Source organism: Enterobacter soli, from assembly GCF_964208575.1.
GTDB classification, from domain to species: domain Bacteria; phylum Pseudomonadota; class Gammaproteobacteria; order Enterobacterales; family Enterobacteriaceae; genus Enterobacter; species Enterobacter soli_A.
The window spans coordinates 100,185-120,354 of the sequence record NZ_CAXOFU010000010.1; the positions used below are offsets into that span (position 1 = coordinate 100,185).

The 20,170-nt window shown below is 59.1% G+C and carries 20 protein-coding genes; 8 read left to right on the forward strand and 12 right to left on the reverse strand.

What is annotated here, in order from left to right:
* Positions 1–90 precede the first annotated feature (90 nt).
* From recJ to xerD, 3 genes are read right to left on the reverse strand one after another with little or no spacing between them, the layout of a single operon-like run.
* Positions 91–1,824: a single-stranded-DNA-specific exonuclease RecJ gene (recJ, locus tag AB6V08_RS12360; RefSeq protein ID WP_368542926.1), complete on the reverse strand. Its 1,734-nt coding sequence runs from the start codon at positions 1,822–1,824 to the stop codon at positions 91–93.
* 5 nt (positions 1,825–1,829) lie between these two features.
* The gene (gene dsbC / locus AB6V08_RS12365; RefSeq protein ID WP_368542928.1) at positions 1,830–2,543 is read right to left on the reverse strand and encodes a bifunctional protein-disulfide isomerase/oxidoreductase DsbC; all 714 of its coding nucleotides are present in this window, start codon (positions 2,541–2,543) and stop codon (positions 1,830–1,832) included.
* A 28-nt stretch (positions 2,544–2,571) separates the two neighbouring features.
* Positions 2,572–3,468, reverse strand: coding sequence for a site-specific tyrosine recombinase XerD (gene xerD, locus AB6V08_RS12370; RefSeq protein ID WP_368542930.1), 897 nt, complete (start codon positions 3,466–3,468; stop codon positions 2,572–2,574).
* A gap of 101 nt (positions 3,469–3,569) precedes the next feature.
* Between xerD and fldB the strand changes: the two genes are divergently transcribed.
* On the forward strand, positions 3,570–4,091 hold the full coding sequence (fldB, locus tag AB6V08_RS12375) for a flavodoxin FldB (RefSeq protein ID WP_368542932.1): 522 nt from the start codon (positions 3,570–3,572) through the stop codon (positions 4,089–4,091).
* A gap of 6 nt (positions 4,092–4,097) precedes the next feature.
* On the opposite strand, the gene AB6V08_RS12380 is transcribed toward fldB, so the two are convergent.
* Complete coding sequence (locus AB6V08_RS12380; RefSeq protein WP_368542934.1) at positions 4,098–4,508, reverse strand: protein YgfX; 411 nt, start codon at positions 4,506–4,508, stop codon at positions 4,098–4,100.
* A complete protein-coding gene (sdhE, locus tag AB6V08_RS12385) occupies positions 4,489–4,755 on the reverse strand; it encodes an FAD assembly factor SdhE (RefSeq protein ID WP_010435322.1) in 267 nt (88 codons plus the stop codon). Before sdhE ends, AB6V08_RS12380 begins: the two co-directional genes overlap by 20 nt.
* 292 nt (positions 4,756–5,047) lie before the next feature.
* On the opposite strand from sdhE, the gene ygfZ reads away from it, so the two are divergent.
* Positions 5,048–6,028, forward strand: a complete 981-nt coding sequence (gene ygfZ / locus AB6V08_RS12390; protein ID WP_368542937.1) for a tRNA-modifying protein YgfZ — start codon at positions 5,048–5,050, stop codon at positions 6,026–6,028.
* Positions 6,029–6,108: 80 nt separating this feature from the next.
* Here the strand turns inward: ygfZ and trhA are convergent, their stop codons facing one another.
* Positions 6,109–6,768: a PAQR family membrane homeostasis protein TrhA gene (gene trhA, locus AB6V08_RS12395; RefSeq protein WP_368542939.1), complete on the reverse strand. Its 660-nt coding sequence runs from the start codon at positions 6,766–6,768 to the stop codon at positions 6,109–6,111.
* Between the two features lie 165 nt (positions 6,769–6,933).
* Positions 6,934–7,245: a N(4)-acetylcytidine aminohydrolase gene (gene yqfB / locus AB6V08_RS12400; protein WP_368542940.1), complete on the reverse strand. Its 312-nt coding sequence runs from the start codon at positions 7,243–7,245 to the stop codon at positions 6,934–6,936.
* 50 nt (positions 7,246–7,295) lie between these two features.
* Between yqfB and AB6V08_RS12405 the strand changes: the two genes are divergently transcribed.
* The 6 genes from AB6V08_RS12405 (at position 7,296) to AB6V08_RS12430 (ending at position 13,208) form a co-directional block, all read left to right on the forward strand.
* On the forward strand, positions 7,296–8,027 hold the full coding sequence (locus tag AB6V08_RS12405; protein ID WP_368543068.1) for a MurR/RpiR family transcriptional regulator: 732 nt from the start codon (positions 7,296–7,298) through the stop codon (positions 8,025–8,027).
* A 115-nt stretch (positions 8,028–8,142) separates the two neighbouring features.
* Positions 8,143–9,576, forward strand: coding sequence for a 6-phospho-beta-glucosidase (locus tag AB6V08_RS12410; protein WP_368542942.1), 1,434 nt, complete (start codon positions 8,143–8,145; stop codon positions 9,574–9,576).
* Between the two features lie 120 nt (positions 9,577–9,696).
* Positions 9,697–10,056 (forward strand): copper resistance protein, encoded by a 360-nt coding sequence (locus tag AB6V08_RS12415; protein ID WP_368542944.1) that lies wholly within the window; start codon positions 9,697–9,699, stop codon positions 10,054–10,056.
* 48 nt (positions 10,057–10,104) lie between these two features.
* Positions 10,105–12,114, forward strand: a complete 2,010-nt coding sequence (locus AB6V08_RS12420) for a protein-disulfide reductase DsbD family protein (protein WP_368542946.1) — start codon at positions 10,105–10,107, stop codon at positions 12,112–12,114.
* 1 nt (position 12,115) lies between these two features.
* The gene (locus AB6V08_RS12425; protein ID WP_368542948.1) at positions 12,116–12,718 is read left to right on the forward strand and encodes a DsbA family protein; all 603 of its coding nucleotides are present in this window, start codon (positions 12,116–12,118) and stop codon (positions 12,716–12,718) included.
* Positions 12,708–13,208, forward strand: a complete 501-nt coding sequence (locus tag AB6V08_RS12430; RefSeq protein WP_368542950.1) for a protein disulfide oxidoreductase — start codon at positions 12,708–12,710, stop codon at positions 13,206–13,208. The genes AB6V08_RS12425 and AB6V08_RS12430 overlap by 11 nt, the downstream gene beginning before the upstream one ends.
* A gap of 3 nt (positions 13,209–13,211) precedes the next feature.
* Here the strand turns inward: AB6V08_RS12430 and AB6V08_RS12435 are convergent, their stop codons facing one another.
* The 5 genes from AB6V08_RS12435 to ubiI all read right to left on the reverse strand — a co-directional run bounded on the left by AB6V08_RS12435 (position 13,212) and on the right by ubiI (position 20,165).
* A complete protein-coding gene (locus AB6V08_RS12435) occupies positions 13,212–13,955 on the reverse strand; it encodes an SDR family oxidoreductase (RefSeq protein WP_368542952.1) in 744 nt (247 codons plus the stop codon).
* Positions 13,956–14,025: 70 nt separating this feature from the next.
* Positions 14,026–16,899, reverse strand: coding sequence for an aminomethyl-transferring glycine dehydrogenase (gcvP, locus tag AB6V08_RS12440; protein WP_368542954.1), 2,874 nt, complete (start codon positions 16,897–16,899; stop codon positions 14,026–14,028).
* Positions 16,900–17,025: 126 nt separating this feature from the next.
* On the reverse strand, positions 17,026–17,415 hold the full coding sequence (gene gcvH, locus AB6V08_RS12445; RefSeq protein WP_045335237.1) for a glycine cleavage system protein GcvH: 390 nt from the start codon (positions 17,413–17,415) through the stop codon (positions 17,026–17,028).
* A gap of 23 nt (positions 17,416–17,438) precedes the next feature.
* Positions 17,439–18,533: a glycine cleavage system aminomethyltransferase GcvT gene (gene gcvT / locus AB6V08_RS12450; RefSeq protein WP_368542956.1), complete on the reverse strand. Its 1,095-nt coding sequence runs from the start codon at positions 18,531–18,533 to the stop codon at positions 17,439–17,441.
* A gap of 429 nt (positions 18,534–18,962) precedes the next feature.
* Positions 18,963–20,165: an FAD-dependent 2-octaprenylphenol hydroxylase gene (gene ubiI / locus AB6V08_RS12455; RefSeq protein WP_368542958.1), complete on the reverse strand. Its 1,203-nt coding sequence runs from the start codon at positions 20,163–20,165 to the stop codon at positions 18,963–18,965.
* Positions 20,166–20,170: the final 5 nt, after the last annotated feature.

Genomic DNA, 20,170 nt, shown 5'->3' on the forward strand with positions numbered 1-20,170 from the left:
GGTCTGTTTTCTTTTATGGACTTGTCAAAATGCGGTGATAAGAGCGGGATTGTACCGAATCCACGCCCTTTTTTATAGAGATTACTGACGCTAAATTGGCCAGATGTTATCGATGATGATCTGCAGGGAGCGGTTACCGCGAAACTCGTTAATATCCAGCTTGTAGGCAAGCTCGACTTCGCGCACGCCGTTGTCTGGCCAGATGGTGGTGTCAACGTTGAAGGCAATCCCGTCGAGCAGCGGGCCGCCGTTCAGCGGCTCAACCATCACTTTCAGGTGGCGTTCGCCAACGATGCGCTGCTGCAGCAGACGGAAACGCCCGTCGAACAGCGGCTCGGGGAACATCTGCCCCCACGGGCCGGCATCGCGCAGCATTTGCGCCACTTCCATGGTCATTTCCGCCGCCGACAATGGCCCGTCGGACACCACTTCGCCCTGCAGGAGCGACGGATCGATCCAGTCCGTGACCAGCTCGCCAAACAGGCGCTGGAACTCGTCGAACTTCGCCTCTTCCAGCGACAGCCCCGCCGCCATCGCGTGGCCACCGAACTTGATCATCAGCCCAGGATAAAGGGTATCCAGACGCTCCAGCGCATCGCGCATGTGCAGCCCCTGAATCGAGCGCCCGGAGCCTTTCAGCGTGCCGTCACCCGCCGGGGCAAACGCAATCACCGGGCGGTGGAAGCGCTCTTTAATGCGCGACGCCAGAATCCCCACCACGCCCTGATGCCACTCGGGGTGATACATCGCCAGACCGCCCGGCAGCTGCTCGCCGCTGCGCTCCAGCTTGTCGCACAGGGTCAGCGCCTCGGCCTGCATCCCCTGCTCAATCTCTTTGCGGGTCTGGTTCAGGGCATCAAGCTCGTTCGCCAGCACGCGCGCTTCGCCGATGTTGTCGCACAGCAGCAGCGCCACGCCGACGGACATATCGTCCAGCCGCCCCGCCGCGTTCAGGCGCGGGCCGAGCGCAAATCCTAAATCGCTGGCGGCAAGCTTAAGCGGATCGCGGTTGGCAATTTCCAGCAGGGCCTTAATGCCCGGTCGGCATTTTCCGGCGCGAATACGCCCCAGCCCTTGCCAGGTCAGAATGCGGTTATTGGTATCGAGCGGCACCACGTCCGCCACGGTGCCCAGCGCCACCAGATCGAGGTATTCCGCCAGGTTCGGTATCGCGATCCCGCGCGCCTCGAACCAGCCTTTTTCGCGCAGCAGCGTGCGCAGGGCCAGCATCAGGTAAAACGCCACGCCCACGCCCGCCAGCGATTTCGACGGGAAGTCGCAGTCGCGCAGGTTCGGGTTAATGATGGCTTCGGCTGCGGGCAGGGTTTCGCCGGGCAGGTGGTGATCGGTCACTAAGACCGGGATCCCCAGCGCATGCGCGCGATCGACGCCCGCGTGGGACGAGATCCCGTTATCCACGGTCATGATCATCTGCGCGCCGAGCGCGTGGGCCTGATCGACCACTTCCGGGCTTAAACCGTAGCCGTCCTCAAAGCGGTTCGGCACCAGATAGGCGACGTTATCGCAACCGAGCGCGCGCAGGCTCAGGACGCTCAGCGCAGTGCTGGTAGCGCCATCGGCATCGAAATCACCGACTACCACAATGCGCGTGCCTTCACGGAACGCGTTGTAGAGCATCTCGGTCGCTTTCTCGACGCCGCTCAGCTGTTGCCAGGGCAACATGCCTTTTACGCTGCGCTCAAGATCGGCAGAACTTAACACGCCCCGGCTGGCATAAAGCCGACGCAGCAGGGGCGACATGTCCGCAGGAAGATCTGCGTTTTCATTGACTTCACGACGGCGGAGTTGGACTGGGGCTTTCACGCGTATTATTTACCACCAAGCTGTTTCTGGTGGGCGTCGAGGAACTCTTTCATCTCTTTCGGCCCCTGATAGCCCGGCACAACGTAGCCGTTGCTCAGCACAATGGCAGGCGTACCGTTCACGCCAAACTGCACGCCCAGCGCGTAATGGTTTGCGATATTGATGTCGCAGGAGGCAGGCTTAACGCCTTTGCCGTTCATGGCATCATCAAAGGCTTTGTTACGATCTTTCGCGCACCAGATAGCCTTCATGTCCTGCTCCGGCTGGCTATTCACGCCCGCACGCGGGAAGGCCAGGTAGCGCACGGTAATGCCGAGCGCGTTGTAGTCTTTCATCTCTTCATGCAGCTTGTGGCAGTAGCCGCAGGTGATGTCGGTGAAGACGGTAATCACGTGTTTTTCCTGCGCCGCTTTATAAACGATCATCTCTTTGTCGAGAGCGTTCAGGTTTTTCATCAGCAGCTGGTTGGTCACGTTCACCGGCTGCGCGCCGCTCACGTCGTACAGCGGGCCCTGGAGGAAGTGCTTACCGTCTTCCGTCACGTACAGCACGCCGCTGTTGGTCATGACGGTTTTCATGCCCGCAACCGGTGACGGCTGGATGTCGCTGCTGGTGACGCCGAGTTTTGCCAGCGACTGTTTAATGGCTGCGTCGTCCGCATGGGCAAAACCGGTAAACGAGGCTGCCAGCAGAGTGAACAGCGCTAAAGACTTTTTCATATTTGATCCTGTTACAATTCGTCGGCACTCACGCGCGTGGGTGGTGCTGTTGGTGTAGCTGCCGCAGGCGTTCCGTCGCGACATGGGTATAGATTTGCGTCGTTGATAAATCACTGTGGCCAAGCAGCATCTGCACCACGCGTAAATCGGCACCGTGGTTTAGCAGATGCGTCGCGAAGGCGTGACGCAAAACGTGCGGCGAAAGTTTTTCACTGTCGATACCCGCTAGTGTGGCGTAATGCTTGATGCGATGCCAGAACGTTTGCCGCGTCATCTGCTGCGCGCGCTGGCTCGGGAACAGAACATCGATGGAAACGCCGTTCAACAGCCACGGACGCCCGTGCTCCAGATACGTTTCCAGCCAGTAAACCGCTTCTTCGCCCAGCGGCACCAACCGTTCTTTGTTCCCTTTACCTATCACCCGCACCACGCCCTGACGCAGGCTGATATCACTCATCGTCAGCCCGACTAATTCAGAAACGCGCAAACCGGTAGCATACAATAGCTCAAGCATGGCTTTATCGCGTAACTCCAGCGGCAGGTCAACCGCGGGCGACTGTAATAATCTCTCAACTTGCGCTTCGCTCAGATCTTTCGGCAGACGCTGGGGCAGCTTCGGAGAGGCCAGCAGCGCGCTGGGATCGTCGGTGCGGATCTTCTCACGGTACAGATGCTGAAACAGACGACGCATCGCGCTTAACAGACGCGCGGAGCTGGTCGCTTTGTAACCGCCCTCCACGCGCTCCGCCAACAGCCCTTGCAGGTCATCGCTTTGCGCCTGCTCCAGCGTCAGCCCTCTGTGCGCCAGCCACTCCACCAGCAGGGTGAGGTCGCGTCGATAGGCGCTGATGGTGTTATCGGCCAGATTTTTCTCCAGCCAGAGCGCATCGAGAAACTGTTCAATGAGTGCGAGATCCTTTTCCACATCAGCCCCTTTGAGTCTGCAATCCGCGCATTATGCCTGATTGCCACGCGTTTCTGGTACACTACGCGCCAAGTCAAAGCAAGATTTGAGATATACACGCGATGAATATTGGTCTGTTCTATGGTTCCAGCACCTGCTACACCGAAATGGCGGCAGAGAAAATTCGCGACATCATTGGCCCGGAACTGGTGACGTTGCACAACCTGAAAGATGACGCGGTCGCGCTGATGGAGCAGTACGATGTGCTGATCCTCGGTATTCCTACCTGGGATTTCGGTGAAATCCAGGAAGACTGGGAAGCGATTTGGGATCGGCTTGATTCCGTTAACCTCGACGGCAAAATCATTGCGATGTACGGAATGGGCGACCAGCTGGGCTACGGCGAGTGGTTCCTGGACGCGCTCGGCATGCTGCACGACAAGCTGGCACCGAAAGGGGCGACCTTTATCGGCTACTGGCCGACCGAAGGGTACGAGTTCACCAGTCAAAAACCGATCATTGCCGATGGTCAGCTGTTTGTCGGGCTGGCGCTGGACGAAACCAACCAATACGACCTCAGCGACGAGCGCCTGCAAAACTGGTGCGAGCAAATCCTCGGCGAGATGGCGGAGAAGTTCAGCTAACCGCGCTTACTGCTGCGTCGGTTGTTGCAACACCAGCCGACGCAAATCCCGCCACTCTGCGGCATCCATACTGTCTGCCGCCAGCCACAGATGCTGACGACGCCCGCCGCCCGGTTCGCGTAACCGAAGCATCATGCCGGATGTGAGCATCCAGGGCGTGCCAACAATCTCCCACTCTTTCCCCTGCCAGCGCAGGCGAGAATCCATCAGCAGTTTGATTTCACCCTGACGGGCGTTAATTCGGCGCTGGCTGCGCACGCTGTCAAACACCACGAATGACAGTAACAGCAGCCACAGCGGGGTATAGCTAAGCGGCCACGGCATCAGTAAAACAAAGGCCGCGACCAGCCCGTGGAGCAATAAAGACATCCACTGCGAGCGCCATGAAACGCGAAGATCAGATTGCCACAGGACCACGTTCCCGATTCCGTGTTTGAATTAATTGCACCATCCGTTGCAACTCGGTGTCGGCGGGTTTGCCGTGATTCATCAGCCAGTTAAATAAATCAGGATCGTCAGACTCCAGCAGACGCACAAACAGACGCTTATCGTCGTCGCTTAAGCTGTCGTACTCATACTCAAAGAAAGGCATGATGGAGATATCAAGTTCACGCATACCGCGACGGCATGCCCAGTGAATACGGGCCTTGTTGTTAATATCCATGTTCTGTTTCCTGCATGACGTTTGGCACATTGGCGTCCCGTTCGGTGTTCTTTATTTCTTTCGGGAACTCTGGCTAGTGTAACGTGTTTTTGGCTGTTTCATTACTGGAATATTGCAATCCACGAGCACTCTTCAAGAATAATCCTTAATAAGACAGTGGATTACACTATTCTGCGTAGCGCCACGCAGAACGGCGTTATGGCACGAATGGTGTGCTGAAAGCGCTTGCAATGGCACCAGTCTCTTTTACCATTAGGCATTATCAAAGCGTTAAGCAATTCAGGATATCACTATGGCTTTTACTCCATTTTCTCCTCGCCAGCCCGTCGCCACCGCGCGACTGCCGCTGACGCTGATTACTCTTGATGACTGGGCGCTGGCGACACTCACCGGCGCGGACGGCGAAAAGTATCTCCAGGGCCAGGTTACGGCTGACGTTAGCCAGATGAACGAGCACCAGCATCTGCTGGCGGCGCACTGCGATCCCAAAGGTAAAATGTGGAGCAACCTGCGCCTGTTCCGCCGCAACGGCGGCTTTGCCTTTATTGAACGCCGCAGCCTGCGCGACGCACAGCTCACCGAGCTGAAAAAGTACGCCGTGTTTTCCAAAGTGACCATTGCCGCAGACGATGAGCATGTCCTGCTGGGCGTGGCGGGCTTCCAGGCGCGTGCGGCGCTGAAAAACCTGTTCGCCGAGCTGCCGGATGCCGATAAGCAGGTGGTGAGCGAAGGTGAAACCTCGATTTTGTGGTTCGAACACCCGGCGGAACGTTTCCTGCTGGTGACCGATGTCACCACCGCCGAGCGCGTGACCGAAGCCCTGCGCGGCGAAGCGCAGCTCAACAACAGCCAGCAGTGGCTGGCGCTGAACATTGAAGCCGGGCTTCCGGTGATTGATGCGGCGAATAGCGCGCAGTTTATTCCGCAGGCCACCAATATTCAGGCGCTGGGCGGTATCAGCTTTAAGAAAGGCTGCTACACCGGGCAGGAGATGGTAGCGCGTGCGAAATTCCGCGGTGCCAACAAGCGCGCGCTGTGGACGCTGGCAGGCCACGCGAGCCGCGTGCCGGAAGCCGGAGAAGATTTAGAGCTGAAAATGGGTGAAAACTGGCGCCGCACGGGCACCGTGCTCGCCGCCGTGCAGCTTGATGATGGCCGCCTGCTGGTGCAGGTAGTGATGAACAACGATATGGAAGCCGACAGCGTGTTCCGCGTGCGCGACGATGCCAACACGTTGAGCATCGAACCGCTGCCGTATTCGCTGGAAGAGTAAGCCTTTATAAGGTTTTGATGTTCCCCCTCTCCCTGTGGGAGAGGGGCGGGGTGAGGGCATCAGGCCGCACGGAGCAAAAACTACACCTGCCCCACATACAAATAAATCGCCAGGAAGTGGCACACGCTGCCGCCGAGCACAAAGCCGTGCCAGATCGCGTGGTTATACGGAATACGCTTACAGACGTAGAAAATCACGCCCAGCGAGTAGACTACCCCGCCCACCGCCAGAAGCGTTACGCCGCCCACCGCCAGCTTGATCGCCAGCTGATACACCACAATCAGGGACAGCCAGCCCATCGTCAGATAGGTCACCAGCGACAATATCTTGAACCGATGCGCGATGGTGAGCTTAAACAGGATCCCCAGCAGCGCCAGGCTCCAGATAACGATCATCAGGCCACGCGACAGCGGCGAGTTTAACCCCACCAGCAGGAACGGCGTGTAGGTGCCCGCGATAAGAAGATAGATAGCGCAGTGGTCAAATTTTTTGAGCCAGATCTTAGCCCGCTGATGGGGAATGGCGTGATACAGCGTCGAGGCCAGGAACAGCAGGATCATGCTCCCGCCGTACAGGCTGTAGCTAGTAATCGCCATGGCGCTGGCGTTGGTATCCGCCGCCTGCACCAGCAGTAGAACCAGCCCGACAATCCCAAATACCAGGCCAATGCCGTGGCTAATGCTGTTGGCTACTTCCTCAGCCAGCGAGTATCCCTGCGCGATTAATGGCTTGCTAACCATAAGAAACTCCGGGAAAACGAAAGATGATTATTCATCGCACGACTATGCTAACTGAGAATGATTCCAGTGAACACCTGTTAGCTAAAATAAAGTTAATTCACCATTTTCCAATTTACAATCAAATAGTTACGCTTTTATTTCAGCTAACACATGTCTTTTATCTTTCTAAAGACATTTAAAATCAATCACATAAAACTGGGTTTGGTTCGGGTAGATTTCAGCAATCACGCTTTTTAGTGTCTCCAGGGTCATGTTCTCCTGCCTGGCGTGATTTTCAGTCAGCGTATCCAGCGTGACGGTCGATGTTCCGACGACTTCGATGGTGCAAAAATAGCCCTCATCCTCATAGCGACCGACGCGCAGCACGTCGCCCTTTTTGAAGTGGGACTCGCTTTCGTCCCGAATGGTGATCGTTTTACGCCCGGCCAGAATGTCGTCCTGAAAGCGCTGAAAAAAAGTGATGTCGTTAGGCTGCATGTTATTATTCCCTGAAGAAAATCTGATGAGTGAGTTTAGCCATTGTGAGCATGTTCTCCCATTCCGCCGTTGCCAGTCTCAACAATCTTGAGATGTTGGTCTACAACTATGTCATTAAGAACCGTGACAAAGTGATGTACATGACCATTCGCGAGCTGGCGGACGCGGCGGGCGTGTCGACCACTACGGTGCTGCGGTTTTGCCGCAAGCTCAGCTGCGACGGCTACTCCGAATTTCGCGTGCGCTTCAAATTATATTTGGAGCAAAACGAACCCCAGCAGGCGAATTTCGGTACCAGCGAAATTATCAGCTTTTTTAAAAGCGTCAACAATGAAGAATTTGATGCGTTATTAGATAACGCCGTCGATATTATATTATCGTCAGAGCGTATTATATTCGTCGGTGCGGGTACCTCCGGCTCGCTGGCGAAATATGGCGCGCGCTTCTTCTCGAATATCGGAAAATTCAGCAACCACATCGACGATCCCTATTTCCCGGTCACCAACGATATGGCCAAAAACGCGCTGGCGATTGTGCTGTCTGTCTCCGGCGAGACCGAAGAGATCCTGCGCTTTGCCAGCCAGTTCAGCCTGCACCACTGCAAGGTGCTTTCCATTACCAGCCACGAGCACTCCCGCCTGGCGAAACTCGCGGACTTTAATCTCTCCTGGCACGTGCCGCAAACCCGCATCGCGGGCGTTTACGATATTACCACCCAAATTCCGGTTATCTATATTCTGGAATCCCTCGGCAGAAAGCTGGCGAAGAAATTAGCAGAATAAAACACCCTGTTTTTTTGATGTGACAAATCACATTTAGGGCAAATTGTTATATCGTGACATTTTAATTCGCTTTGCTAGACTCGGGTCCATCAGGAATAAAGAGAGAATAGCAACGATGAAAAAACTCACCTTACCGAAAGATTTTTTATGGGGCGGCGCAGTCGCCGCTCACCAGGTAGAAGGCGGCTGGAACAAAGGCGGTAAAGGGCCGAGCATTTGCGATGTGCTGACCGGCGGCGCGCACGGCGTTCCGCGTGAAATCACTCAGGAAGTGATTGAAGGGAAATACTACCCGAACCACGAGGCCATCGACTTCCACGGCCACTACAAAGAGGACATCAGGCTCTTTGCCGAGATGGGCTTTAAGTGCTTCCGCACCTCCATTGCCTGGACGCGCATCTTTCCAAAAGGTGACGAAACCCAGCCGAATGAAGAGGGCCTGAAGTTCTACGACGACATGTTCGATGAGCTGCTGAAGTACAACATCGAGCCGGTTATCACCCTCTCCCACTTCGAAATGCCGCTGCATCTGGTGCAGGAATACGGCGGCTGGACCAACCGTAAAGTGGTGGATTTCTTCGTGCGCTTCGCCGAGGTGGTGTTCGAGCGCTACAAAAACAAGGTCAAATATTGGATGACCTTCAACGAAATCAACAACCAGCGCAACTGGCGCGCGCCGCTGTTTGGCTACTGCTGCTCCGGCGTGGTCTACACCGAACACGCTAACCCTGAGGAAACCATGTATCAGGTGCTGCACCACCAGTTCGTCGCCAGCGCCCTGGCGGTGAAGGCGGCTCGCCGCATCAACCCGGAGATGAAAGTCGGCTGTATGCTGGCGATGGTGGCGCTCTATCCATTCTCCTGCAAACCCGAAGACGTAATGTTTGCTCAGGAATCCATGCGTGAGCGCTATGTGTTTACCGACGTCCAGCTGCGCGGCTACTACCCGTCCTACGTGCTGAACGAGTGGGAGCGCCGCGGCTTCTCCATCAACATGGAAGCGGGCGACGAGCAGATCCTGCGCGACGGCACCTGCGACTATTTAGGCTTCAGCTACTACATGACCAACGCCGTGAAGGCGGAAGGCGGCACCGGGGATGCGATTTCCGGCTTCGAAGGCAGCGTGCCGAACCCGCACGTGAAGGCGTCCGACTGGGGCTGGCAGATTGACCCGGTGGGCCTGCGCTACTCGCTGTGCGAACTGTACGAGCGCTACCAGAAGCCGCTGTTCATCGTGGAAAACGGTTTTGGCGCCTACGACAAGGTGGAAGAAGACGGCAGCATCAACGACGACTACCGCATCGACTACCTGCGCGCGCACGTGGAAGAGATGATGAAAGCGGTCACTTACGACGGCGTTGACCTGATGGGCTATACCCCGTGGGGCTGCATCGACTGCGTGTCGTTCACCACCGGTCAGTACAGCAAACGCTACGGCTTTATCTACGTGAACAAGCACGACGACGGCACGGGCGATATGTCTCGTTCGCGTAAGAAAAGCTTCGAATGGTACAAGGCCGTCATCGCCAGCAACGGCGAAACCCTCTGATACCCCGCCCTCTCCCGCTCGGGAGAGGGCGCTCTTCCTTCCAGACACTTCTTTACAGCTTAAGCGTTGCCAAAAAGCCTGCGCCCTATAAGATAAGCCTCGTGAATATTTGAGGCGAAGATGATCAAACGACAACGCAACGCAACCCTGCTTGTTGCCCTGGCCTGTCTGGTGGTGCTGATATGCACCGCCCAGCGGATGGCCGGGATGCACGCGCTTGTCATGAACGTCACCGCCGCCAGCCAGTCTGTCCAGCAGGGACAGGAGAGCGTCGACGCACCGGTTACGCCCTGTGAACTCAGCGCGAAATCGCTGATGGCCGTTCCGCCGGTGCTGTTCGAAGGCGCGCTCTTTGCCGTCACCCTGCTTCTGGCGCTGCTGGCCGCCACTCCGCCCCGCCGCGAGCGGCTGTGGCCTCCCCGCGTTATCTCCCCGCCCCGGCTACGGGTGCATCTGCGACTTTGCGTCTTCCGTGAGTGAGCATTCGCCTGACACATCAGGTTAATTCATCATTTACGGAGAAAATTTATGTTTACTGTATTCAGGCGACTGCTGGTCTGCCTGCTTTGGCTATGGCTGCCCCTCAGCCAGGCCGCCGACAGCGGCTGGCTGCGCGCCGCGGATAATCAGCACGCCAGCGTCAGGCTGCGCGCGCAGCCTGACAATCATGGCGATACCCGCCTGCTGCTCGACGTTGCGCTTGAAAAGGGCTGGAAAACCTACTGGCGCTCGCCGGGAGAAGGCGGCGTAGCCCCCGAGATCCGCTGGCATCAACCGACCGACGCGGTCTGGCGCTGGCCCACGCCCGAGCGTTTCGACGTCGCGGGCATCACCACCCAGGGCTATCGCGGCGACGTGACCTTCCCGATGACGGTGCGCGGCGAGGTGCCCAAAACCCTGAGCGGCGTGCTGACGCTGTCCACCTGCAGCAACGTCTGTATTCTGACCGACTACCCGTTCTCGCTGGACTTAACGGCCAGCACGGGGGGCGACTTTGATTACGATTACGGTCGGGCGATGGGCACGCTGCCGCTCGGCAGCGGGTTAACGTCGGCGCTCAGCGCCAGCTACGCCTCCGGAAAGCTGACCGTAACGGCGCAGCGCGACGCAGGCTGGGCGCAGCCGTCGCTGTTTATCGACAGCATGGACGACGTCGACTTCGGCAAGCCGACCTTTTCCGTGCGCGGCGGCTCGCTTGTGGCGACCGTTCCGGTGACCGACAGCTGGGGCGAAGCCGCGCCGAACCTCAGCGGCAAAAGCCTGTCGCTGGTGCTGGCCGATAGCGGTCAGGCGCAGGAGTCCAGGCTGGTCATCGGGCAGGGCACGTCCGCGCCCGCCTTCTCGTTAGGCTGGGTGCTGCTGATGGCGCTGGCCGGCGGGTTGATCCTCAACGTGATGCCCTGCGTGCTGCCCGTGCTGGCCATGAAGCTCGGCACGCTGGTGCAAACCGAACGGCAGGCGCGCGGCCAGATACGCAGGCAGTTTATTGCCTCGGTCGCCGGGATCGTCACCTCGTTCCTCGCGCTGGCGCTGATGATGACGGTGCTGCGCCTGGGCAATCAGGCGCTCGGCTGGGGGATCCAGTTCCAGAACCCGTGGTTTATCGCGGCGATGGCGCTGGTCATGGTGCTGTTCAGCGCCAGCCTGCTGGGTCTGTTTGAGATCCGCCTTCCCTCCTCTGCCAGCACCTTCCTCGCCACGCGCGGCGGCAGCGGGCTCGCGGGCCATTTCTGGCAGGGCGCATTTGCCACCCTGCTGGCGACGCCCTGCACCGCCCCCTTCCTCGGAACGGCGGTGTCGGTCGCGCTGGCGGCACCGCTTCCGCTGCTGTGGGGCATCTTCTTTGCAATGGGCGTGGGCATGAGCCTTCCCTGGCTGCTGGTGGCGGCCTGGCCGGGGCTGGCGCAGAAGCTGCCGCGTCCGGGACGCTGGATGAACGCGGTGCGCGTGGCGCTGGGGCTGATGATGCTCGGCTCGTCCCTGTGGCTGCTGAGCCTGCTGGCGGTGCATATCGGCACGCTGCCCGTCATCACGCTGGGCGCAATACTGATCCTCATCCTGCTGCTGGTAACCGCCTGGCGCTACCGCTGGCAAACGGCGCTGCGTGCCGGCGCGTTAGCCATTGTCGTGGCTGGCGCGGTCGCCTTTGTTACCGCCCCCGGCGGGGAGAACGGCCGTCGCGACCGGGTGAACTGGCAGCCGCTCAGCGAAGAGGCGATTGCCCGCGCGCTGGCGGACAATAAGCGGGTGTTTATCGACGTAACCGCCGACTGGTGCGTGACCTGTAAAGCCAATAAATACAACGTGCTGCTGCGCGACGACGTGCAGGACGCACTTTCCGCCCCGGATATCGTCGCCCTGCGCGGAGACTGGAGCCGCCCGTCCGCCAGCATCAGCCAGTTCCTGACCTCGCGCGGCAGCGCCGCCGTACCCTTTAACCAGATTTACGGACCGGGCTACCCGCAGGGCCACAGGCTGCCTGCGTTGTTAAGCCGCGAAGCGGTGCTCACCGCCCTGTCAGATGCAAAAGGAAACTAACATGAGAGCCTTTATTGCCCTGCTTCTGCTGTCTTTATCCACGTTCAGCTTCGCCGCACCGTCCGATGACGCCACCGACGACCAGCTGGCTAAGCTGCTGTTTAACGATCCCGACAGCCCGCGAACCGGCGCGAAAGCGCCGACGCTGACGATTGTCTCGTTCACCGACTACAACTGCCCTTACTGCAAGCAGTTCGACCCCATGCTGGAGAAAATCGTGAAGGACAACCCGGACGTGCAGCTCATCGTTAAGCTGCTGCCGTTCAAGGGACAAAGCTCGGTCAACGCCGCAAAAGCGGCGCTGTCGGTATGGCGGCAGCAGCCCGATAAGTTCTGGCCGCTGCACGAGCGGCTGATGATGAAAAAGGGCTATCACGATGACGCCAGCATCGCCGCTGCGCGGGTTAAAACCGGCACGGACGGCCTTAAAACGGATGAGACAACCATGGACAGCCTGAAGATGAACCTGATCCTGTCGCAGGTGCTGAACATTCAGGGCACCCCGGCCACCATCGTCGGCGACCAGATGGTCGCGGGCGCTATACCCTATGACGATCTGGAGGCGCTGGTGAAGGAACAGCTGGCGAACGCCCGTGGCCGGTAAGCTCCTGCGCCTGCTGCGCGAGCTGGCAGTGTGGCTGCTGATTGGCGCTGCCGTCAGCCTGGCGGTGGATTATTTTCGCCAGCCCGCGCTGCCGCAAAATTTCGCCTCTTCCACGCTGCACACCCTCGACGGCCAGCCCGTCGACCTTATCGCCATGAGCGAGGAACGCCCGCTGCTGGTTTACGTCTGGGCCACCTGGTGCGGCGTGTGCCGCTACACCACGCCATCCGTCGCGGCGCTGGCGGCGGACGGCGGCAACGTGATGTCGGTTGCGCTGCGCTCGGGGGATAACGCGACGCTTGAGAGATGGCTGGCGAAGAAGGCGATGGCGCTCCCCACCGTCAACGACCCTAGCGGAAGCCTGACGCGTCAATGGGACGTGCAGGTCACGCCCACGCTGGTGGTGATCTCTCGCGGAGAGGTGAAGTCGATCACCACCGGCTGGACGAGCGGCTGGGGAATGCGCCTGCGGCTCTGGCTGGCGGAGTAGCCCTCACTTGCCGCCCGCCAGCTCCAGGAAGCTGCCGGTCACGTAGGACGCTTTGTCGCTCAGCAGCCAGGCAATGGCCTGAGCGACTTCCTCCGGCTGGCCGCCGCGCTGCATGGGCAGCATAGACTTCACCCGATCCACGCGCCCCGGCTCGCCGCCGGAGGCGTGGATATCGGTGTAGATAAGACCCGGACGGACGCAGTTAACGCGAATGCCCTGCGCCGCCACCTCCAGCGAAAGCCCGGTGGTCAGCGAATCCACCGCCCCTTTCGACGCGGCGTAATCCACGTACTCCCCCGGCGCGCCCAGCCGCGACGCTGCCGACGAAACGTTGACGATAGCCCCGCCACTGCCGCCGTGTCTGTGCGACATGCGTTTTACCGCCTCGCGGCAGCAGAGAAAGTAGCCCGTTACGTTGGTGGCGAGCACCCGGTTGATGCGCTCGGCGGACAGATTTTCGATGGTGGATTGTTCAAACAAAATGCCGGCGTTATTTACCAGCGCGGTTAAGGGCTCGCCTTCGCGATCGAGGCTCTCAAACATCGCCATGACCTGCGCTTCATCGCTGATGTCCGCGCGCACGGCAAAGGCTTTACCGCCCGCCTCAACGATCTGCGCAACCGCGTCCGTTGCGGCCTTAATGTTGTGGTGAAAGTTCACCGCAACGGTGTAGCCCTCTGCCGCCAGCAGCAGCGCGGTCGCTTTACCAATGCCCCGGCTGGCGCCGGTCACAAGTGCAATGCCCATTCTTTTCTCCCAATAAAAAAGCCGGGTGGCGGCTTCGCCTTACCCGGCCTACGTTACTGCATCAGCGCGATTACTGGTATTCGCTCATCGGCACGCAGGAGCAGAACAGGTTACGGTCGCCGTAGACGTCATCAAGACGCTTCACGGTCGGCCAGTATTTGTTCGCCACGCCTGCCGGGAAGACCGCCAGCTCGCGGGAGTAGGCGTGCGTCCACTTGGCCACCAGCTCGTTTTGCGTGTGCGGCGCGTTAACCAGCGGGTTATCTTCCAGCGGCCATTCGCCGTCCTGCACGCGGTCGATCTCCATGCGGATCGCCAGCATCGCGTCGATAAAGCGGTCCAGCTCGGCTTTGCTTTCAGACTCGGTAGGTTCCACCATCAGCGTACCCGCGACCGGGAAGGACATGGTTGGCGCGTGGAACCCGTAGTCGATCAGGCGCTTGGCGATATCCAGTTCGCCGATGCCGGTCTGCTCTTTCAGCGGACGAATATCCAGAATGCACTCGTGCGCCACGCGGCCGTCGCGACCGGTATAGAGCACCGGGAAGGCGGACTTCAGGCGGGTCGCAATGTAGTTGGCGTTCAGGATAGCCACCTGGCTTGCCTGCTTCAGCCCTTCCGCGCCCATCATGCGGATGTACATCCAGCTGATTGGCAGAATAGAGGCGCTGCCAAACGGCGCCGCGGACACCGCGCCCTGACGGGTCAGCATGCCTTCGATTTGCACCACGCTGTGGCCCGGCACGAACGGCGCCAGGTGCGCTTTCACGCCAATTGGCCCCATGCCCGGGCCGCCGCCGCCGTGCGGAATGCAGAAGGTTTTATGCAGGTTGAGGTGCGACACGTCCGCGCCGATAAAGCCCGGCGACGTAATGCCTACCTGCGCGTTCATGTTCGCGCCGTCGAGGTAAACCTGACCGCCGAACTGATGCACCACTTCGCACACTTCGCGGATGGTCTCTTCGTACACGCCGTGGGTGGACGGATAGGTCACCATGATGCAGGAGAGCTTATCGCCCGCCTGCTCGGCTTTGGCGCGCAGGTCGGCCAAATCAATGTTGCCGTTCTTATCGCACGCCACAACCACCACTTCCATACCCGCCATCTGGGCAGAGGCCGGGTTGGTGCCGTGGGCGGAGCTTGGGATCAGGCAGATATCGCGATGGCCTTCGTTGCGGCTTTCGTGATAGTGGCGAATCGCCAGCAGGCCCGCGTACTCGCCCTGCGCGCCGGAGTTCGGCTGCATACAGAGCGCGTCGTAGCCGGTCAGCTTCACCAGCCAGTCGGAGAGCTGGTTAATCATCAGGTGATACCCTTCCGCCTGATCCGCCGGGCAGAACGGGTGCAGCTCAGAGAACTCAGGCCAGGTGATCGGGATCATCTCGGCGGCGGCGTTCAGCTTCATGGTACAGGAGCCCAGCGGGATCATCGCCTGGTTCAGCGCCAGATCTTTGCGCTCCAGAGAGTGCATGTAGCGCATCATCTCGGTTTCGCTGTGATAGCGGTTGAACACCGGGTGCGCCAGAATGGCATCGTCACGCAGCATCGTTTCCTGGATAGAGCGGCTGTCGTGAGCCACCTCTTTGTCCAGCGCATCGATATCCAGACCGTGCGCATCGCCCAGCAGAACGTTAAACAGGTTTGCCACGTCGTCACGGGTGGTGGATTCATCCAGCGTGATCCCAACCGCGCTGAGGATGTCGCTGCGCAGGTTGATGCGCGCGGCTTCCGCGCGCGCCAGCACGCTGGCTTTATCAGCCACTTCAACGCACAGGGTGTCGAAGTAGTGCGCGTGACGCAGCTTAATGCCTTTCTGCTGCAGGCCGCAGGCCAGAATATCCGTCAGGCGGTGGATGCGGCTGGCGATACGCTTCAGGCCAGCCGGGCCATGGAAGACCGCGTACAGGCTGGCGATGTTGGCCAGCAGTACCTGAGAAGTACAAATGTTGGAGTTCGCTTTCTCGCGGCGGATATGCTGCTCGCGGGTCTGCATCGCCATGCGCAGTGCGGTGTTACCGGCGGCATCTTTCGACACGCCGATAATACGGCCAGGCATAGAGCGTTTGAATTCATCTTTCGCGGCGAAGAAGGCCGCGTGCGGGCCGCCGTAGCCCATCGGCACGCCGAAGCGTTGCGCCGAGCCGAACACAATGTCCGCGCCCTGCTTGCCTGGCGCCGTCAGCAGCACCAGCGCCATAAAATCGGCCGCCACGCTGACAATCACCTTGCGGGATTTCAGCTCGGCAATCAGCGGGCTGTAGTCGTGAACTTCCCCGGTGGTGCCAACCTGCTGCAGCAGCACGCCGAAGACGTCCTGGTGATCCAGCACTTTATCCGCATCGTCAACAATCACGTCGAAGCCGAAGGTTTCCGCGCGGGTGCGCACCACGTCCAGGGTCTGCGGATGCACGTCAGCCGCCACGAAGAAGCGGTTGGCGTTTTTCAGCTTGCTGACGCGTTTTGCCATCGCCATTGCTTCGGCGGCGGCGGTCGCTTCGTCGAGCAGCGAGGCGGAGGCGATATCCAGACCGGTCAGATCCAGCGTGACCTGCTGGAAGTTCAGCAGCGCTTCAAGACGCCCCTGAGACACTTCTGGCTGGTAAGGGGTATAGGCGGTGTACCAGCCCGGGTTTTCCAGCATATTGCGCAGGATAACCGGCGGTAACTGCACGTTGGTGTAGCCCATGCCAATATAAGACTTAAAGCGCTTGTTGAGACCGGCAATAGCTTTCAGCTCCGCCAGCGCGGCGAATTCGGTCGTGGCTTCACCCACCTGCGGCGGCGTGGCGAGCTGGATGTCTTTTGGCACTATCTGGCCGATCAGTGCGTTTAATGAATCCGCGCCAACCGTGTTCAGCATCTCCTGCTGTTGCTGAGCATCCGGCCCAATGTGACGTTCAATGAAAGCGCCACGGTTTTCAAGCTGGCTTAAAGTCTGTGTCATGAGCGATGGTTCCTGAAACGTGCAGTGAATGTGTTTTCTCCCTCTCCCTGAGGGAAAGGGCTGGGGTGAGGGTGTCGTCTGTTCCCCTCACCCTACCCTCTCCCCAAAGGGGAGAGGGATAATGGCTTACTCGTCTTCTAACAGGGCTTCGTACGCGGTCGCATCAAGCAGCGCGGCAACCTGAGACTCATCGCTGGCTTTGATTTTGAAGATCCAGCCGCCTTCATAAGGCTCGCTGTTCACCAGCTCCGGGGAGTCGCTCAGCGCGTCGTTCACGGCAACAATCTCGCCGCTCACCGGTGCATAGATGTCGGATGCCGCTTTTACGGACTCGGCAACGGCGCAGTCATCGCCCGCGCTAACGGTCGCGCCCACGTCCGGCAGGTCAACAAACACCATGTCGCCCAGCAGCTCCTGCGCGTGCTCGGTGATCCCCACGGTGTAAGTGCCGTCCGCCTCTTTACGCAGCCACTCGTGTTCTTTGCTGTATTTCAGTTCTGCTGGCACATTGCTCATTGAAGTTCTCCTGATAAAAATGATTAGGCGACCGGCTTACCGGCGCGAACAAAAATCGGTTTGGTCACGCTGACCGGCATTTCGCGATTGCGGATCTGTACCACCGCCGTTTCGCCAATGCCCGCCGGCACGCGTGCCAGTGCAATACTGTAGCCCAGCGTCGGGGAGAAGGTGCCGCTGGTGATAATGCCTTCGCGGTGATTACCGTCCGCATCGGTGAAGCGCACCGGCAGCTCGCCGCGCAGTACGCCTTTCTCGGTCATCACCAGGCCAACCAGCTGCTCCGTGCCTTTTTCACGCTGCATTTCCAGCGCTTCGCGGCCGATGAAATCGCGGTCGGCAGGCTCCCAGGCAATCGTCCAGCCCATATTGGCGGCCAGCGGAGAGACACCTTCGTCCATCTCTTGTCCGTAGAGGTTCATGCCCGCTTCCAGACGCAGCGTATCGCGCGCGCCCAGCCCGGCTGGCTTCACGCCCGCTTCTACCAGAGCACGCCAGAAATCGGCGGCCTTCTCGTTTGGCATCGCAATTTCGTAGCCCGCCTCACCGGTATAGCCGGTGGTGGCGATAAACAGATCGCCCGCCTGCACGCCGAAGAACGGCTTCATCCCTTCCGTGGCCTTGCGCTGCTCGTCGCTAAACAGAGAAGCGGCTTTCGCCTGGGCGTTCGGGCCCTGCACGGCAATCAGCGACAGGTCGTCACGCACGGTGATGTCGATGGCGTAAGGTTCAGCGTGTTGGGAAATCCAGGAGAGGTCTTTTTCGCGGGTGGCAGAGTTGACGACGAGGCGGAAGAAATCTTCAGTGAAGTAATAGACGATGAGGTCATCAATCACGCCGCCGGAGGCATTTAGCATCCCGGTGTAGAGCGCTTTGCCCGGCGTCTTCAGTTTGGCGACGTCGTTAGCCAGCAGATAACGCAAAAACTCCCGGGTGCGGCTGCCGCGCAGGTCGACAATGGTCATGTGGGACACGTCGAACATTCCGGCGTCGGTGCGCACCGCGTGGTGCTCATCGATTTGCGAGCCGTAGTGCAGCGGCATCATCCAGCCGTGGAAGTCCACCATGCGTGCGCCGCATAACACGTGTTGTTCGTACAAAGGAGTCTGTTGAGCCATCTTTTCCTCGTTGAATAAGCAGGGCTGTTTTGCGTTTCATGCGCCTAAAACTCGCCACGAAACCCGACGTCGGCATCACCTGTGGACGTCGACGCAAACGTTCTCTTTATACCTGAACTTACCACCGAAACCGGCGGTTAACCATAAGGTAAAACGGGTCATCACATTAGCTTATGACCAAAAAACGCTAAAAATCCTACAGAGTTATTCACTGGCAAAATGCGATTTACCCCGCATAAAATTAACATCATGTTCACAGGATTGCGCACATGGTGATATTTCATGCGGAAAAACGGGCGGAATTTCCGTCACATAAAAATCGCGACATTAGATTATCTAATGCGAAAAATGGCGTGGAATTAGAATATTTCAAACGAGGGGAATTTCCCGGCGCAGAGGCCGGGAAAGTAAAGTGTGACGGGGGTCAAATCACTGAAGCCAGTCGGGCAGATCGTTAAGACCCATCGCCTGACGAAGAAGCTGAGGTTTTACGCCTGGAAGGGTATCAGCCAGCTTGAGGCCGATGTCGCGCAGCAGCTTTTTCGCCGGATTCGCACCGGCGAACAGCTCGCGGAAGCCCTGCATGCCCGCCAGCATCATGGCCGCGCTGTGCTTGCGGCTGCGCTCATAGCGGCGCAGATACAGGTGCTGCCCGATATCTTTGCCTTCGCGATGCAGGCGGCGCAGCTCTTCAACCAGCTCGGCGGCGTCCATAAAGCCAAGATTCACGCCCTGCCCGGCCAGCGGATGAATGGTGTGCGCCGCGTCGCCCACCAGCGCCAGACGATGCGCCGCAAACTGACGCGCGTAGCGCCCGGTCAGCGGGAACACCAGACGCTCGCTCTCAAGCGAACACAGCCCAAGACGATTATCAAAGGCAATGCACAGCGCCTGATTAAAGTCCTCAGGAGTCGCGTCGCGCATCTGCTGCGCTTTTTCCGGCACCAGTGACCAGACGATAGAGCACAGATGCGGATCGCTTAGCGGCAGGAACGCCAGGATGCCGTCGTCGTGGAAGATCTGGCGGGCAACGCCGCCGTGCGGCTCGTCGGTACGAATGGTGGCTACCAGCGCGTGATGGCGATAATCCCAGAAGGTCAGCGGAATATCGGCCTTATTGCGCAGCCAGGAGTTTGCGCCGTCAGCGCCCACCACCAGCCGTGCGGTGAGCATGTCGCCGCTTTGCAGGGTCAGGAAGGCTTCGTTTTCGCCCCACGCCACCTGCTGAATCTGCGCCGGGGCCATCAGGGTGATGTCGCTACAGCTCTGGGCTTTTTGCCACAGCGCGTGGTGAATCACCGCATTTTCAACGATGTGGCCCAGATGGCTATAGCCCATGCTTTGATCGTCGAAAGCGATATGGCCAAAGCTGTCTTTGTCCCACACTTCCATGCCGTGATAGCAGCTGGCGCGGTGCGCCACGATATCTGACCACACGCCGAGGTGCGTCAGCAGCTTTTCGCTGGCGGCATTAATGGCCGACACGCGCAGCTCGGACGGCGCATCGTGCGCGACGGGCTGCGGCTGTTTTTGCTCCAGCACGGCCACGCGCAGGCCGCTGCCCTGTAAACCACAGGCCAGCGCCAGACCAACCATTCCGCCGCCGACAATGGCAACATCAACATTATGCACGGTGT

Coding starts and splice junctions, on each gene's coding strand:
- dsbC (WP_368542928.1), bottom strand. CDS start 2,543: ATGAAAAAGTCTTTAGCGCTGTTCACTCTGCTGGCAGCCTCGTTTACC.
- fldB (WP_368542932.1), top strand. CDS start 3,570: ATGAATATTGGTCTGTTCTATGGTTCCAGCACCTGCTACACCGAAATG.
- sdhE (WP_010435322.1), bottom strand. CDS start 4,755: ATGGATATTAACAACAAGGCCCGTATTCACTGGGCATGCCGTCGCGGT.
- ygfZ (WP_368542937.1), top strand. CDS start 5,048: ATGGCTTTTACTCCATTTTCTCCTCGCCAGCCCGTCGCCACCGCGCGA.
- trhA (WP_368542939.1), bottom strand. CDS start 6,768: ATGGTTAGCAAGCCATTAATCGCGCAGGGATACTCGCTGGCTGAGGAA.
- yqfB (WP_368542940.1), bottom strand. CDS start 7,245: ATGCAGCCTAACGACATCACTTTTTTTCAGCGCTTTCAGGACGACATT.
- AB6V08_RS12405 (WP_368543068.1), top strand. CDS start 7,296: ATGTTCTCCCATTCCGCCGTTGCCAGTCTCAACAATCTTGAGATGTTG.
- AB6V08_RS12410 (WP_368542942.1), top strand. CDS start 8,143: ATGAAAAAACTCACCTTACCGAAAGATTTTTTATGGGGCGGCGCAGTC.
- AB6V08_RS12415 (WP_368542944.1), top strand. CDS start 9,697: ATGATCAAACGACAACGCAACGCAACCCTGCTTGTTGCCCTGGCCTGT.
- AB6V08_RS12420 (WP_368542946.1), top strand. CDS start 10,105: ATGTTTACTGTATTCAGGCGACTGCTGGTCTGCCTGCTTTGGCTATGG.
- AB6V08_RS12425 (WP_368542948.1), top strand. CDS start 12,116: ATGAGAGCCTTTATTGCCCTGCTTCTGCTGTCTTTATCCACGTTCAGC.
- AB6V08_RS12435 (WP_368542952.1), bottom strand. CDS start 13,955: ATGGGCATTGCACTTGTGACCGGCGCCAGCCGGGGCATTGGTAAAGCG.
- gcvP (WP_368542954.1), bottom strand. CDS start 16,899: ATGACACAGACTTTAAGCCAGCTTGAAAACCGTGGCGCTTTCATTGAA.
- gcvH (WP_045335237.1), bottom strand. CDS start 17,415: ATGAGCAATGTGCCAGCAGAACTGAAATACAGCAAAGAACACGAGTGG.
- gcvT (WP_368542956.1), bottom strand. CDS start 18,533: ATGGCTCAACAGACTCCTTTGTACGAACAACACGTGTTATGCGGCGCA.